The sequence below is a fragment of the Parafrankia discariae genome (assembly GCF_000373365.1).
Taxonomy (GTDB): domain Bacteria; phylum Actinomycetota; class Actinomycetes; order Frankiales; family Frankiaceae; genus Parafrankia; species Parafrankia discariae.
Genome location: NZ_KB891208.1, coordinates 243,900 through 258,905 on the forward strand (window position 1 = coordinate 243,900; position 15,006 = coordinate 258,905).

At 74.3% G+C, this 15,006-nt stretch carries 10 protein-coding genes; 4 read left to right on the plus strand and 6 right to left on the minus strand.

Annotated features, from left to right (window positions below; genetic code table 11):
- Positions 1 to 130: 130 nt before the first annotated feature.
- Positions 131 to 523: a hypothetical protein gene (locus B056_RS0112505; RefSeq protein ID WP_230202964.1), complete on the minus strand. Its 393-nt coding sequence runs from the start codon at positions 521 to 523 to the stop codon at positions 131 to 133.
- An 89-nt stretch (positions 524 to 612) separates the two neighbouring features.
- A complete protein-coding gene (locus B056_RS0112510; protein WP_018502206.1) occupies positions 613 to 3,318 on the minus strand; it encodes an ATP-binding protein in 2,706 nt (901 codons plus the stop codon).
- Positions 3,319 to 3,513: 195 nt separating this feature from the next.
- Between B056_RS0112510 and B056_RS0112515 the strand changes: the two genes are divergently transcribed.
- A complete protein-coding gene (locus B056_RS0112515; protein WP_230202973.1) occupies positions 3,514 to 5,142 on the plus strand; it encodes an alkaline phosphatase D family protein in 1,629 nt (542 codons plus the stop codon).
- 110 nt (positions 5,143 to 5,252) lie between these two features.
- A complete protein-coding gene (locus B056_RS0112520; protein ID WP_018502208.1) occupies positions 5,253 to 6,203 on the plus strand; it encodes a diacylglycerol/lipid kinase family protein in 951 nt (316 codons plus the stop codon).
- A 15-nt stretch (positions 6,204 to 6,218) separates the two neighbouring features.
- Here the strand turns inward: B056_RS0112520 and ctaD are convergent, their stop codons facing one another.
- From ctaD to gabT, 3 genes are all read right to left on the minus strand, one after another.
- Entirely contained in the window at positions 6,219 to 7,904 is a 1,686-nt protein-coding gene (gene ctaD / locus B056_RS0112525) for an aa3-type cytochrome oxidase subunit I (RefSeq protein ID WP_018502209.1), read from the minus strand.
- 239 nt (positions 7,905 to 8,143) lie between these two features.
- Positions 8,144 to 9,052, minus strand: a complete 909-nt coding sequence (locus tag B056_RS0112530) for a DUF6758 family protein (RefSeq protein WP_326828226.1) — start codon at positions 9,050 to 9,052, stop codon at positions 8,144 to 8,146.
- Between the two features lie 71 nt (positions 9,053 to 9,123).
- The gene (gene gabT / locus B056_RS0112535; protein WP_018502211.1) at positions 9,124 to 10,536 is read right to left on the minus strand and encodes a 4-aminobutyrate--2-oxoglutarate transaminase; all 1,413 of its coding nucleotides are present in this window, start codon (positions 10,534 to 10,536) and stop codon (positions 9,124 to 9,126) included.
- A gap of 594 nt (positions 10,537 to 11,130) precedes the next feature.
- On the opposite strand from gabT, the gene B056_RS0112545 reads away from it, so the two are divergent.
- Positions 11,131 to 12,570, plus strand: coding sequence for an aldehyde dehydrogenase family protein (locus B056_RS0112545; protein WP_026239628.1), 1,440 nt, complete (start codon positions 11,131 to 11,133; stop codon positions 12,568 to 12,570).
- 29 nt (positions 12,571 to 12,599) lie between these two features.
- Here B056_RS0112545 and B056_RS0112550 read toward each other — a convergent pair whose 3' ends face one another.
- The gene (locus B056_RS0112550; protein ID WP_018502214.1) at positions 12,600 to 13,349 is read right to left on the minus strand and encodes a suppressor of fused domain protein; all 750 of its coding nucleotides are present in this window, start codon (positions 13,347 to 13,349) and stop codon (positions 12,600 to 12,602) included.
- Positions 13,350 to 13,413: 64 nt separating this feature from the next.
- Between B056_RS0112550 and B056_RS0112555 the strand changes: the two genes are divergently transcribed.
- Positions 13,414 to 14,898, plus strand: coding sequence for a TerD family protein (locus B056_RS0112555; RefSeq protein WP_018502215.1), 1,485 nt, complete (start codon positions 13,414 to 13,416; stop codon positions 14,896 to 14,898).
- The last annotated feature ends 108 nt before the right edge of the window (positions 14,899 to 15,006 follow it).

Consider the following 15,006-nt stretch of genomic DNA (forward strand, 5'->3'; position numbering starts at 1 on the left):
GGGCGACCGGGCTGGGCGTCGCGTCCGGCGCCGGGCCGGTAGCCGGACCGGCCGGCGGGGCCGGGGCGGGATCAGGGGTCGGGGCGGGAACGGTGGGCAGCGCGACCTCCTTGAGCCGATCCGACCCACACTATCCGTCCGGCCGGTCGGCCTCCGCCAGCCGGACGGACCGCGGGCGTCCGGCCCTGAGCCTGGGCAGCAGCGAGCAGAGGTCCTGGTGCCAGCGGCGCAGCTCCGCGGCGGTGGGGGCCAGCTCGTAGGCATGCTGATGGCCGGCCCGCGACAGCGTGTACCAGGCGGCGCCGGCCTCGTCCGCCACGCCGGGATCGATGAAGCTCGGCAGGACCAGCAGCTGGGCCCGCATCGGGAGCCGGACGAGCTCCGGCCGGCGGTGCGCCCGCCACACCTCGTCGACGGCCTGCTCCACGGCGAGTCGCAGCAGCCAGGCGCACAGCCGCGGCCACGACCCGTCCGCCGCCGGGGTCTCCAGGCGCAACAGCCGGTCGGCTTCGGCGAGCGCCACCACGGGATCCAACCGCAGGTCCGGTGACGGCGCCGCCGCCGGCTGCGGCTGCGGCGCCGGCGGCCGCGGCGACGGCCGTCGGCCGCGGGTCAAGCCAGGGTCCGGATGTGGTCGGTCAGCCGGCCGGTGTCGCGGACCAGGGCCAGCAGGTCGCCGTCATACCCGACGTGCACGCCGTCCCGGACGGCCCGGAAGGTGTCGGCGGCCCATGGCGCGTGGCCGTCCAGGCGACGCAGGACGCCGCGGGCCCGGCGCGCGTCGTCGAACAGGGCCAGCGCGGCCTTCTCGTTCACCGAGTGCGCCGCCGCGAGCGCCGCCTCGACCTCGGCGTGACGGGCCCCCGCCCCGAGCCGGCGGCGCCGGACCACTTCGTTGCACGCCGTCTCGACCGCCGACCGGCACATCGCCGGGACGAGCAGCATCGCCAGGTCGCGGGGCAGGTCACCGGTCCGGGCGAGCGCCCGCGCGTCCGCGAGATGGCGCCCGACCGGATCGAGGTTCCCTCGCAGCCGCACCAGCGAACCCTCGCGACGGACCACGTCGAGCACCGTGGCCGGCAGCCGCAGCCGACGCACCGCGTCGGCCAGTCGATCATCATGGGTGAGCACGACGACCTGCCGGGTCTCGGCGACCTCGGCGAGCACCCGGGCCAGCCCGTCCACCTTCGCCGGGTCCATCGACTGGACGGGGTCGTCGATGACGAGGAAGCGGAACGGGCTGGCGTCGCTGGTCGCGCGGGGCAGGAACAGCGCCAGCCCCAGCGCGTGCAGCTCGCCCTGGCTCATCACGCCGAGGGCGGCGCCGTCCACCCCGTCGACGGTGACGTCGAGGTCGACGCGCCGCTGGTTGGCGCTGCCGGTGAGGCGCACCGGGCCCAGCTCGACGTTGCTCTCCTGCCGCAGCATCGACCAGATCCGCGCCGACCGCTGCGCGAAGGGCCGCATCCGTTCGTCCCGCAGCCGCTGGGTGGCCTCGCGCAGCCAGTCGAGAGCCTGGCGGAGGTCGGCCAGGACTCCGGCGCCGGCGTCGACCGCCCGGGCCGCCCCGACCCAGGCGGTGACCCGGGCGGCGAGCGGACGCCAGTCGGCGTCGGCGCGGTCGAGCTCGTCGCGGGCGGCCGCCCGCAGGGCCTCGACCGCCCGCAGCAGCGCGGGGTGGGTGGATTCGAGCCCGTCCGCGACGGCCAGCGGGTCGGAGCCGTCGCGCAGCCGCGCCCAGCGGCGCCAGGCCGTGTCGGCGGCCGCGGCCAGCCCTGCCAGCCCGGCGGTGCTCCCCTCGGTGGTCGGCGGCGCGTCGGCGGCCGGCGGAGTGGGGGCGGCCGGCGACCCGGAGGGAGCCGGCGGCTCAGCGGTGGTGAGCGGCTCGGGGCTGGGTGTGACCAGCAACGCGACGTCGGTCAGCGCGGCGGCGAGGCCGGCGCGCACGGCGAGCACGGCCGCGGCCCGCTCCCGCTGGCGGGTGACCTCCGCCCGCGTCGTGTGCCACCACCGCTCGTCGAGCCGCCCGACCCCGCAGACCGGGCAAGGTCGGCTGCCGCTCGCGCCCTGGCCCCGATCGCCATCGGCGGGACTCTCAGCTGACGGACCACCCGCGTGGACGGCGTTCTGGTGCTCGTGGTGGTCGAGCGCGGCGGCCAGCAGGTCGGTGAGACGGGCCGCGTCGCCGGCCGCCGTCGCCGCCAGCCTGACCTTCTCGGCCCCGAGCGCGCGCAGCCGCCCGGCGAGCTCCCGGACGTCGGACTCCGCCGGCACCCGCAGCTCCACCATCGCCCGCAGCTCCACCATCGCCCGTGGCGCCGCCGGATCCCGTGGCGCCGCCGGCTTCGCGGGCGGCGCGGTGCCAGGGGCCGCGGGCAGGCCCGCCGCGATGGTCCAGGCCCGGTCGAGATCGGGACGTTCGGTGTCCCGCAGTGCGTCGGCGGCCGCGGCGGCCCGCGGGTCCGTGCTGCGCCGCAGCGCCGCGAGCAGGGCGCTGTGCTCCTCCCGTGAGCGGCGCGCGGCCTCGGCGAACCGGCCGCGGGCCGCGCTCAGGCGCCGCGCCGTGTCGACCATCTCGTCCAGTCCGAGGATCGCGTGCAGCGCGTCGAACATCGCGCTGGGCCGCCCACCGAGGAGATCGCCCAGTTCGGCGTAGGACAGGAACGGCCGGTAGGCGGACAGTGCCCAGGCCCATCCGGATGGTGACCACGGCTCACCGTCCGCGGCGCGGATCTCGCCGGCGCCCTCGTCCAGGCCGGCGCCCTCCGGCCAGTTCCGGGCGACGGTGACCGGTCCGGGGCGGCCCTCCACCGTGCAGGTCACCTCGACGCGGGCGGGTCCGGAGCTGTGCAGGTTGCGCCAGCCGCCACGCCAGACCGCCGTCCGCCGTGACCAGCGGCGGGTGTCGCCCGTCAGGGCGATCTCGGCGGCCTCCGCGAAACTGGACTTGCCCGAACCGTTACGTCCCGTGACGAGGGTCAGCCCCGGGCCGGGCCGGAGCGGGAGTACCGCGGGCGGTCCGATGCCGCGGAACCCCTGAACGCTGATCGACTCCAGGTGGACGGCCGGCTCACCCGACCCCCTCCCGCCACCCGGGGCGGTGCCGCCTGAGGCGCTGTCGCCCGGGGCGGTGCCGTCGCCGGAGGTGGCGCCGTCGTCCGGCTCGTCGGCACCGGGCGTCCCGCCGCGTCGGGCGAGCTCCGCGGCGAGCGGGCCGTCGCCGTCGAGAGCGGCCAGGACCAGGTCACGGACCCGCGCCGGCAGAATATCCTGCGCCATCTGCGCGGCGAGCAGGTCGAGCACCGGGTCGGGGGCCATCCTGGTCTTCCAGTCGGGAACGGGCGGGGCGAAATGTTAGACCCGGTGTTACCGGACCGATCGGACTGGTCGCCACAAAGGCGACTGTCCAGTCAGATCGGTCAGGATGGTCGGCCGATCGTCGTTCCCCGTTCACCCCACTGTGGTGTGATCAGGGCCGTGACGCGGGACGAATACTCACCCGTGCCCGCGCCGATGCGGCCGGGCCGGCGGGCGGTGCTCCTCGGTGGGATCGGCGGCCTGGCCGCGGCGGTCGTCGCCGGCTGCGGCGGTGGCTCCGGGTCGGCGCCGTCGCCGGCGCCGACCCTGCGCGCGCCGACGCCCATCCCCGGGATCCGGGACGGGGTCTTCTCGCTCGGCGTGGCCAGCGGTGACCCGCTGCCCGACGGGGTGATCCTCTGGACCCGGCTGGCGCCCGAACCGACCGCCGGCGGGGGTATGCCCAGGCGTGACGTCGAGGTCGACTGGCAGGTCGCCCGGGACGAGAGGTTCGCGGACGTCGTCCGCGCCGGCACCCAGCTCGCCACGACGTCCTTCGCCCACTCGGTCCATGTGGACGTCCGCGGTCTGGAGCCCGGGCGGGACTACTACTACCGGTTCCGGGCGGGCGACGTCCTCAGCCCGGTCGGGCGGACCCGCACCGCGGCGGCGCCGGGCTCGCCCGGTGGTGAGCTGTCGTTCGCGCTCGCGAGCTGTCAGGACTTCCAGAACGGCTACTGGCCCGCCTTCGACGCGATCGCCGGTGACCGCCCGGACCTCGTCCTGCACGTCGGGGACTACATCTACGAGTACGACCCCGACAGCAGGTACCCCGACCGCCGGCACACCACCCCCGAGAAGCCCGGGTTCGACCAGCTCCAGACGCTCGCCGACTACCGCAACCGCTACGGGCAGTACAAGGCCGACCCCGCGCTGCAGGCCGCCCACCACGTGGCCCCCTGGGTCGTCGCCTGGGACGACCACGAGGTCGAGAACAACTACGCCGGTCTGGTCGACGAGAGCGGCGACACCGGCGACCGGCACCAGGACCGGCAGGCCTTCGCCCGGCAGCGGGCCGCCGCCTACCAGGCGTACTACGAGCACATGCCGATCCGCGCCGAGCTCGACCCGGGCTCGCCGGACCTGCGGATCTACCGCCGGCTCACCTTCGGTGACCTGCTGACGCTCAACGTGATGGACACCCGCCAGTACCGGACCCCGCAGCCCGGGTCGCCGGCGGACGGCATCGGTGCCGTCCGGCTGGGCGACGACAACACCGCCGGGACCATGTCCGGCACCGCCCAGGAGGCCTGGCTCGTCGACGGCCTGCGCACCTCCCGCTCGCGCTGGAACGTCATCGCCCAGCAGACGATGGCCGCCCAGCTGCACGGCCAGCTCCCCGGCTCCGAGGTGCTCACCAACCTCGACCAGAACGACGGCTACGTGCCCTACCGGACGCGCCTGCTCTCGGCCGTGCGCGACACCCGGGTCGCGAACCCGGTGCTGCTCGCCGGGGACATCCACTGCGCCTGGGTGAACGACCTGCGGGTCGACTTCGACCGCCCGGAGACCCCGGTGATCGCCACCGAGTTCGTCTGCACGTCGATCAGCTCGGGCTTCTTCCTCGTCAGCGAGGACTTCGTCCGGGAGAACAACGCGCGGCTCAACCCGCACGTGCGCTATTTCCGCGGTGATCTTCGGGGCTACACCCGGGTCACCGTGACGCCCGAGGAGTGGCGGGCCGACATGCGGGTCGTCGAGACCATCGCCAGGCGCGACGCCCCCGCCTCGACTGACGCGACCTGGGTCGTCGAGGCCGGGACACCCGGCGCGCACGAGGCCTGAGCGGCCCGCGGCCGCCGCGGATCGCCCGGGGTCGGCGGTGGGGCCGCGGGTGGCCGGTGGCCATAGGCTTTGCCGCGGCCGGCAGGGCGTCGGCGGGGAGGAAACGGCGGATGACCGAGCCGGGCACGGCCAGCACCAGCACCGCGGCACGGGCCGAGGTACCCGACGCGGCGGTGGACCGATCGAGGCTCACCGTCGTGGTCAACCCGAAGGCCGGCGGCGGCCGGGCCGCGAAGGTCCTCGACGGCGTCCGCTCGGCGCTCGCCCGCTGGGCCGAGGACGTCTCCGTCGAGACGACGAAAAGCCTGGAGCACGCCGAGGAACTAGCCCGTTCGGCGGTCGCGGCGGGCCGGGTGACCGTCGCGTTGGGCGGTGACGGCCTGGTCGGCCGGGTGGCGGGCGCCGTCGCCCGGTCGGGCGGTGTGCTGGCCGTGCTGCCCGGTGGCCGCGGCAACGACTTCGCCCGTGGACTGGGCGTCCCGCGCGACCCGGCGCTCGCCGCCACCGCGCTCGTCGCGGCCGTGGAACGCCGGGTGGACCTGCCGGAGGCCAACGGGGTGCCGTTCGTCGGGATCGCCAGCCTCGGGTTCGACTCCGACGTCCAGGTGATCGCGAACCGGACGACCTGGCTGTCCGGTCAGAGCGTCTACACCTACGCGGCGTTGCGCGGGGTGGCGGCCTGGAAGCCGGCCCGGTTCACCGTCACCATCGACGACCAGCCGCCGCTGGAGCACGTCGGGTGGACGGTCGGCGCGGCGAACGGGCCGTACTACGGCGGCGGGATGAAGTTCGCCCCGGATGCCGACATCGCCGACGGCCGCCTGGAGATCGTCCTGGTCGCGCGCACCGGGCGCCTCACCTTCCTCCGGCTGTTCCCGCGCATCTTCTCCGGCCGGCACGTCGAGGTCCCCTACGTCCAGGTGCGGCGGGCCGAGCGGCTGGTCGTGGAGGCGGACCGTCCGTTCCAGGTCTACGCGGACGGCGACCCGATCGCCGACCTCCCGGCTGAGATCGTCGTGCGGCCCGGGGCTCTGCGCCTGCTCACGCCGCCCCAGGGCTGAACCGGCTGGCGGGGGCTAGCGCAGCTCGGGGGTGGCGTGGTAGTCGGCGGCGCCGGCGACCTCCGGGTAGTGCAGGTCGAAGGCGGGGCGCTCGGAGCGGATGCGCGGCAGCTCGTGGAAGTTGTGCCGGGGCGGCGGGCACGACGTCGCCCACTCGAGGGAGTTCCCGTATCCCCACGGGTCGTCGACGACGGAGAGCGGGCCGCGGCGGTAGGAATTCCACACGTTGTACATGAAAGGCAGCGTGGAGACCCCGAGCAGGAAACTGCCGGCGGTCGAGATCGTGTTCAGCGTGGTGAATCCGTCATTCGGCCCGTAGTCGGCGTACCGTCGGGGCATCCCCTGCATGCCGAGCCAGTGCTGTACCAGGAACGTCAGGTGGAAACCGAGGAAGACGGTCCAGAAGTGGATCTTCCCGAGTCGGTCGTCCATCATCCGGCCGGTCAGCTTGGGGAACCAGAAGTACGTGCCGGCGAACGCCGCGAAGACGACCGTCCCGAACACCACGTAGTGGAAGTGGGCGACGACGAAGTAGCTGTCGCTGACGTGGAAGTCGATCGGCGGGCTCGCGAGCAGCACCCCGGTCAGCCCACCGAACAGGAACGTCACGAGGAACCCGAGGCAGAACATCATCGGGGTCTCGAAGCTCAGGTTGCCCCGCCACATCGTCCCGATCCAGTTGAAGAACTTGATGCCGGTCGGGACGGCGATCAGGAACGACATCACGGCGAAGAAGGGCAGCAGCACCGCGCCGGTGACGAACATGTGGTGGGCCCAGACCACGATCGACAGGGCGCCGATGGCGATGGTGGCGAACACCAGGCCCTTGTAGCCGAAGACGGGCTTTCGGGAGAAGACCGGGATGATCTCGCTGATGACGCCGAAGAACGGCAGGGCGATGATGTAGACCTCGGGATGCCCGAAGAACCAGAACAGGTGCTGCCAGAGGATGGCGCCGCCGTTCTCCGAGTCGAACACGTGGGCGCCGAAGCGCCGGTCTGCCTCCAGCGACAGCAGGGCCCCGGCCAGCACCGGGAACGCGACGATCACCAGCACGGACGTCACGAGGAACGTCCAGCAGAAGATCGGCAGACGGAACATCGTCATGCCCGGGCCGCGCAGGGTCAGCATCGTGGTGATCATGTTGACCGCGCCGAGGATGGTCCCGAGCCCGGAGACGACGAGGCCCAGGATCCACATGTCCGCCCCGACCGACGGGCTGAACGTCTTGTTGTTCAGCGGGGCGTAGGCGAACCAGCCGAAGTCCGCGGCGCCGTCCGGGCTGAGGAAGCCGGCGACGACCATCAGCCCGCCGAACAGGAAGAACCAGTACGAAAGGGCGTTCAGCCGGGGGAAGGCGACGTCCGGAGACCCGATCTGCAGCGGTATGAGGAAGTTCGCGAAGGCGAAGGCCAGCGGCGTCGCGAACAGCAGCAGCATGAGCGTGCCGTGCAGCGTGAAGAGCTGGTTGTACTGCTCGTTCGAGAAGTACTGCAGACCCGGCCGGGCCAGCTCGGCGCGCATCATCATCGCCAGGATTCCGGCGAAGACGAAGAACCCGAAAGACGTCACCGCGTACAGGACGGCGATGTCCTTGTGTGAAGTGGTGCGAAGGTATCCCAGTATGTTCGTGCGCGGCCGGAGGTGCCCGGGTTCGGCCTGTTCGACGGCGTGGCCGGACGGCTCGCGCAGAATTGTCACTCCGGCTCCCGGCTCTGACCTGTCGAACGGGCGGGCGCCAGAATCGTAGCGCGCTGAAAGGTGCCGTACATTCGATCGCGGGACCGGCGCCGGTTCATGTCGCCGCCGCGGCCGGACCGCCCGGCGTCCCGGCAGGCCAGGTTAACGGCCTGCCGGGACGCCGGCCCGGATGAGCACTCGGCTCGGGTCGGTGTTCGGGGTCGGGTCGGGTCGGTGTTCGGGTCGGGCGGGCGCTCGGGTCAGCGCGTCGACAGGTGCGAGCCGGGCGCGCCGAACAGCAGCCGGTCGACCAGCCGCGGATCGTCGCGCAGGTCCTCCATGACGAGATGCTCGAGCAGCAGCAGCGCCGCGTCCGCCGGCCACAGCACGCACCACAGCCAGACACCCAGCGCCTCGCCGACGAACGCCGCCCGGTCGGGCGGTGCGGCTATCGGCCAGAGCGCCGTCGGGTGCCCCGCCGCCTCGATCTTGGCCTCGGGCACCTCGTCGAGACGCTCCGGATCCGGCACCGTCAGCCCGGCCAGCCGGCTGCCCAGGCCCACCCGCGGTGTCTCGGCCACCAGCACCATCTCCGCCGGCCCGCCGACCGGCGACGGCCCGCTCGCGGCGAACGCGGTCGCGTGCGCGCCGGTCCGCTCGTCACCCGCCCAGCCGACGCCGCTCACGAACCAGTGGACCGGCATCGGGGACGGCAGCCACACCGGCACCCGGCTGCTGCGCCCCAGGGACCGCAGCACCTGCTCACGAGAGGACCGTGCCTCGTGGAAGGGCTCGACATCGCCGTGCGACTCGCACCGCCACCTGTCACTCCACAGGTTCGGCGGCACCAGGCCGCCCAGACACGCCGGGCATACCGGCGGGGCGGTCACCGCCCGCCGCCGGGCGACGCGGGGAGTGAGCTTTTTTTGGGGGGTCCGCTCCCGGGGGGTCCCTCCAGGGACGACCCGTTCCCGGATATCTCGGTCTCCGGGCGACCGATGGTGCGAGTTACGACAGTCGGAGCCACAGTCATCCTCCGCCTCCACGTGCGGCTGGTGGACGATTGATGCCCAGCCAGCCCGGTTCTGATGCTTGGGCGGCGGGACTTGTCCACCTCGGTGGCAGATGTCGGTCGACCCGCCCGGACGTCGCGCCGGGCCGTGACACACCGGTCGCCATCAGGCATCCCGGTGGCGGGGAGTGGCGGCTCCGGCCGGCTTTTCCAGCCGGCCGCGGGGAGTCAGGCGCGGGGGTGGTGACCGGCGAGGTGGGCGAAGACCTCGTCCAGGATGTCCAGGCCCTCCAGAAGGAGGTTGTCGGGGATCACGAGGGGGGGCAGCAGGCGCAGCACGTTCCCCCAGGTGCCCGCGGTGAGCAGGACGAGCCCGCGGCGGTGGGCCTCGGCCGCCGCGGCCACCGTCACCATCCGGTCGGGCGCGGGCGGGCCGGGTGGGGCTCCCTCGGCCGGGTCGGCGACGAGTTCGAGCGCGAGCATCGCGCCGCGGCCGCGGACGTCCCCGACGAACGAGTACCGGTCGCGCAGGGCGAGCAGCCGGGGCAGCGCGAGCCGCTCGATGTGGCGGGCGCGGCCGGTGAGGTTCTCACGTTCGATGGTGGCGATCGCGCCGAGCGCGGCGGCGCAGGCGAGCGGGTTGCCGCCGTAGGTCCCGCCGAGTCCGCCGACATGGGGTGAGTCCATGATCTCCGCGCGCCCGGTGACCGCGGCGAGCGGCAGGCCGCCGGCGATGCCCTTCGCGGTGACGATCAGATCCGGGACGACGCCCTCGTGTTCGCAAGCGAACATGTCGCCGGTGCGGGCGAAGCCGGTCTGGACCTCGTCGGCGACGAACACGATCCCGGAGGCCGCGCAGAACTCGGCCAGCCGGGGCAGGAAGCCGGTGCCGGGGACGATGAAGCCGCCCTCGCCCTGGATCGGCTCGATGACGAGCGCGGCGACGTTCTCCGCGCCGATCTCCGCGGTGATCGTCTCCACCACCTGGGCCGCGGCCTGCTCCCCGCACGCGGCGGGGCCGCCCGGCCAGCGGTAGGGGTAGGCCATCGGCATCCGGTAGATCTCCGGGGCGAACGGCCCGAAGCTGTGCTTGTAGGGCATGGACTTCGCGGTCAGCGCCATCGTCAGGTTGGTCCGGCCGTGGTAGGCGTGCGAGAACGCCACGACGGCGGACCGCCCGGTGTGGGCGCGGGCGATCTTCACGGCGTTCTCGACCGCCTCGGCGCCCGAGTTGAACAGCGCGGAGCGCTTCTCGTGCCGCCCCGGGGTGAGCCGGGCGAGTTCCTCGCAGACGGCGACGTAGCCCTCGTAGGGGGTCACCATGAAACAGGTGTGGGTGAACAGCCCGGCCTGCGCGCGCACGTTGTCGACGACGCTGTCGGCGGCGTTGCCGACGTTCACCACCGCGATGCCGGAGCCGAAGTCGATCAGCGAGTTCCCGTCGACGTCCACCAGCACGCCGCCGCCGGCCGCGGCGACGTAGACGGGCAGGGTCTCGCCGACCCCGCGGGCCACCGCCCGGGAACGGCGCTCCGCCAGTTCCACCGAGCGCGGCCCGGGTACGGCGGTGACCAGCCGGCGGACCTGAGGCAGTCCGGGCCCGCCACTCGGGGGCGGCTGAGCCTGGCCGGTCTCACTCATGATCTCTCCTGCCTGGCGCAGCCCCGATCGGTCCCCGCTCGCCGCTCGCCGCTCGGTGTCCGTGGCCCGTGGTCCGTGGTCCGTGGTCCGCCTGAGCGCCGGCCCCGCCAACATACGTCCCGCCGGCCGGACGCGATCAGTCCACGCCGGGCCACGCCCGGCGGCGTCCGGTTGTCTCTGTGTGGGGTCTCGGAGCTCCGTTGGTGAGGTCCCGAATGAGTGGCGGTGTTCCCGTCGTGGACACTTGTTGTCCTGTGGGGTCGGGTGGCGCGGGGGACATCGGCGAATCCGCGCGTCCGCGTCCGGTTCGGCTGCGTGCGGGCCGGAAGGGGCCACGATGATTCCGCTGATCATGCGGGACGGGCGCCGGGCCGGAAGGACGCCCGGGACGTTCACCGCCGTCGGTGAGGAGAAGGTGGTCCTGTGATCGACGACGGCCTTCCGGGATGGTCCGGCGCGGGCGCCGGCACCAGCGCGGGGACGGCGACCGACGGCACCATCCGGGTCGCCGGCAGAACCACGGGCCCGGGCGGTGACGGCCCCGGTGGCGGCGCCAGCGGTGGTTCGGGTGGCGGCTCGGGCGGTGGGGGCAGGATGTCGGCGACGCGGTTCTGGGTGGCGGGCCGGCGCCGCTCGGCGGCCGAGGTGTTCGAGGTCCGCAGCCCGTTCGACGGGCGGCTCGTCGGCACGGTCGCCCGGCCGGGCGACGGCGACGTCGAGGACGCGCTGGTCGCCGCCGTCCGCGCGGCGCCCGCCTGCGCGGCGCTTCCCGCCCATGTCAGAGCCGGCGCGCTCAGCAGCGTGTCGCGGGCGATCGCCCGGCGCGGGGACGAGATCGCCAGCCTGATCACCAGCGAGTCCGGCAAGCCGATCACCTGGGCGCGGGCCGAGGTGGCGCGGGCGTCCTCGACCTTCCGGTGGGGCGCGGAGGAGGCCAGGCGGTTCGCCGGCGACCTCGACCGGCTCGACACCGACCCGACCGGCGAGGGCCGGATCGCCCTGACCAGGCGGTTCCCGATCGGCCCGGTGCTGGGCATCACGCCGTTCAACTTTCCGCTGAACCTCGTCGCGCACAAGGTGGCGCCCGCGATCGCGGCGGGCGCGCCGATCGTGGTGAAGCCCGCGCCGCGCACACCGCTGTCGGCCCTGCTGCTCGGCGAGCTGCTCGCCGACACCGATCTGCCCGAGGGCGCCTGGTCGGTGCTGCCCGTCGCCGACGACCGGATGCCCGCCCTGGTCGCCGACCCACGGCTGCCGGTGGTGTCCTTCACCGGGTCGGGGCGGGTCGGCTGGGCGATCCGGGACGCCGTCCCGCGCAAGCACGTCGTGCTCGAACTGGGCGGGAACGCGGCGGTACTGATCGCGGCGGACTACGCCAGCCCCGCCGACCTGCGCCACGCCGCCCGCCGGATCGCGCTGTTCTCGAACTACCAGGCCGGCCAGTCGTGCGTCGCCGTGCAGCGGGTGTTCGTCGACCGCTCGCTGTTCGGCCGGGCCCGCGAGGAGATCGTGACGGCCGTCCTCGAGCTGCGCGGCGGGGATCCGGCCGACCCGGCCACCGACATCGGCCCGCTGATCGACATCCCGGCGGCGGAGCGGGTCGAGGCCTGGGTGAGCGAGGCCGTGGCCCGCGGCGCGACAGTGCTCTGCGGGGGCATCCGGCAGGGGACGGCGTTCGCGCCCACCGTGCTAACCGGCGTGCCGCGGGACGCGGCGGTGGTGCGCGAGGAGGTGTTCGGCCCCGTGCTGGTGCTCGAACCGGTCGACGGCCTGGACGACGGCCTCGCCCGCGTCAACGACAGCTCCTACGGGCTGCAGGCCGGCGTGTTCACCCACGATCTGGCCACGGCCTTCCGCGCCCACCGCACGCTGGCCGTCGGCGGTGTGATCGTCGGGGACGTCCCGTCCTACCGCGCCGACCAGCTGCCCTACGGCGGGGTGAAGGGCTCCGGGCTCGGCCGGGAGGGCGTCAGCTCCGCGATGGCCGACCTGACCGTCGAACGGGTGATGGTGCTGGCCGGCGTCGAGCTCTGAGTCACCCGGCCGCCGAACCGCCGTGGGGCTCAGTCCAGGCCGACCTCGGCGCGGTCGGGGTCCCGGAGGTCCGTACCGGCGTCCAGCCAGCGCTGGCGCATGGCCGTCGCGCCGTGCACCCGCTTGTAGGCGGCCTCGTTGGGAGTCATCGGGAACAGCGGAAGGAAGTGGACGGGCGCCGGCGCGCCCGCCGGGCGGGTGGCGCCCCCGGCGGCGGCCGCGGCGGGATCCTCGGCGGCGAGCTCCAGGTCGGGGACCAGCCCGCCGGGCTCACCGATCAGGACGGCGGTGAACCGCGCACCGTCCCACAGCGGCTCGCCGAGGTCGAGCCCGGCACCGGCGACCACCGGACGTCCCTCGACGACCGGCACGGCGGCGAGCACGGCCAGCACCCGGGCCGTGCCCTCGCGGTGCCCGCGCAGTGACAGGACGAGCTCGGCCCGCGGGCCGGCCGGGTCGCGCACGGTGGCCTCCGGCGGCGTCATCGGCTCACGGGCCATCCCGAGGGTCACATAGCGGACCACGCCGTCGGGGTCGGGCCCGAAGCGGAGGATCTCGATCGGCTCGGTGCCGAGGAAGGTGACGCCGGCCCGGCCGGTGTCCGGGCCGAACCGGCCGGTCAGGTGCCGCTCGACGCGCCGCAGCACCTCGTCGGGGCCGAGGTCCGCCGCGAGGCCGGCGCCTGTTCCGACATCCCTTCCGGCGTACGTGGAGCTGTCGCGCGGCAGGCTGTCGTACATCGGATCGTCGTCGTGGGTGGGATCGTCGGTTGCGCTCATAGCGGTCGATCGTAGGATCGCGACGCCGCGGCAGTTCGTTGTGACGGCGGATGGGAGGGCCCACATGGCACAGGTGCTAAGCAAGGGCGCGAACGCCCCGCTTCCGACGACGGAGGTGCGGGTCGAGGTGTCGTCGTCCACCCCGCTCGACATCGCCGCGCTGCTGGTCACCCCGTCCGGCAAGGTGCGGGGGGACGCCGACTTCGTCTTCTTCAACCAGCCGGCCGGTCCCGGCGTGCGCCTCGCGCCGCCCTCGGCGCTGGAGTTCACGCTCGGCGCGGTGCCGTCCGACATCGACAAGGTCGTGGTCACCGGCAGCCTGGACGGCGCCGCCGGCCCGCCGACCTTCGCCGCCGTGCGCGGCCTGGCCGTGGTCGTGCGGGACGCGCGCGGCCAGGAGGTCGTCCGGTTCGACCCGGCCGGGCTGAGCAGCGAGACGGCCCTGGTGCTGGTCGAGCTGTACCGCCGGGCCGGGGCCTGGAAGGTCCGTGCCGTCGGCCAGGGCTACGCCTCCGGCCTGGCCGGGATCGCCACCGACTTCGGGATCACCGTCGACGACCCGGGCTCCGGGAACGCCGCGGCGTCGGCACCGGCCGCGGGTCCCGGAGCCCCGCCGCCGGCACAGTACGACGCCCCGACGCAGGTCGTCTCGCCCCCGCCCGGCCAGCAGTGGGGCCCGCCGCCGCCGAACCCGCAGCAGTGGGGTCCTCCCCCCGGCCAGCAGTGGGCGCCGCCCGCCGCGCCGCCGCAGGTACCCCCGCCCGGCCAGCAGTGGGGTTCGCCCGGCGCGCCGCCGCAGGCCCCGCCGCCCGGTCAGCAGTGGGGGCCGCCGCCCGGCCAGCAGTGGGGTCCGCCCGGCGCGCCGCCGCCGCCGAACCCGCAGCAGTGGGGCCCGCCGCCCGCGCAGCAGTGGGGGCCGCCGCCCGGCGCCCCGGTCGGGGCCGGCGCGCCCGCCGGTGCGGTGCCCGGCCGGGTGAACCTGGACAAGGGCCGGGTCTCGCTGCGCAAGGGCCAGAGCGTGTCCCTGGTCAAGACCGGCGCCCCGCCGCTGGTCCGGGTCCGGATGGGCCTCGGCTGGGACCCCGCGCAGCAGGGCCGCTCCATCGACCTCGACGCGTCCTGCATCCTGTTCGACGACCGCGGGAAGGACGTCGACAAGGTCTGGTTCATGTCGAAGAAGGGGGCGCGCGGGGCCGTCCGCCACTCGGGGGACAACCTCACCGGCCAGGGCGAGGGCGACGACGAGACCATCTTCGTCGACCTCGGCGCGCTGCCGCAGAACGTCGTCAGCCTGATCTTCACGGTGAACAGCTTCCAGGGGCAGTCCTTCACCGACATCCGCAACGCCTTCTGCCGGCTCGTCGACGACCAGACCAACCAGGAGCTGGTGCGGTTCGACCTGTCGGAGTCGAAGCCGGCGACGGGGCTGGTGATGTGCCGCCTCCAGCGGGAGCCGGGGGCGCCCACCTGGGTGATGACCGCCATCGGCGAGTTCCACGACGGGCGCACCGTGCGGGCGATGGTCGGGCCGTCCCGCCAGTACCTGTGAGCACCGGTGTGGCGCCGCTGACCGTCCGCGCTGGTTGCGGCCGGCCGGCACGCGGGTAGCCTCCGGCCGTGACCCCTGCGGCCCCTTCTGCTCCGCCGACACCCCACG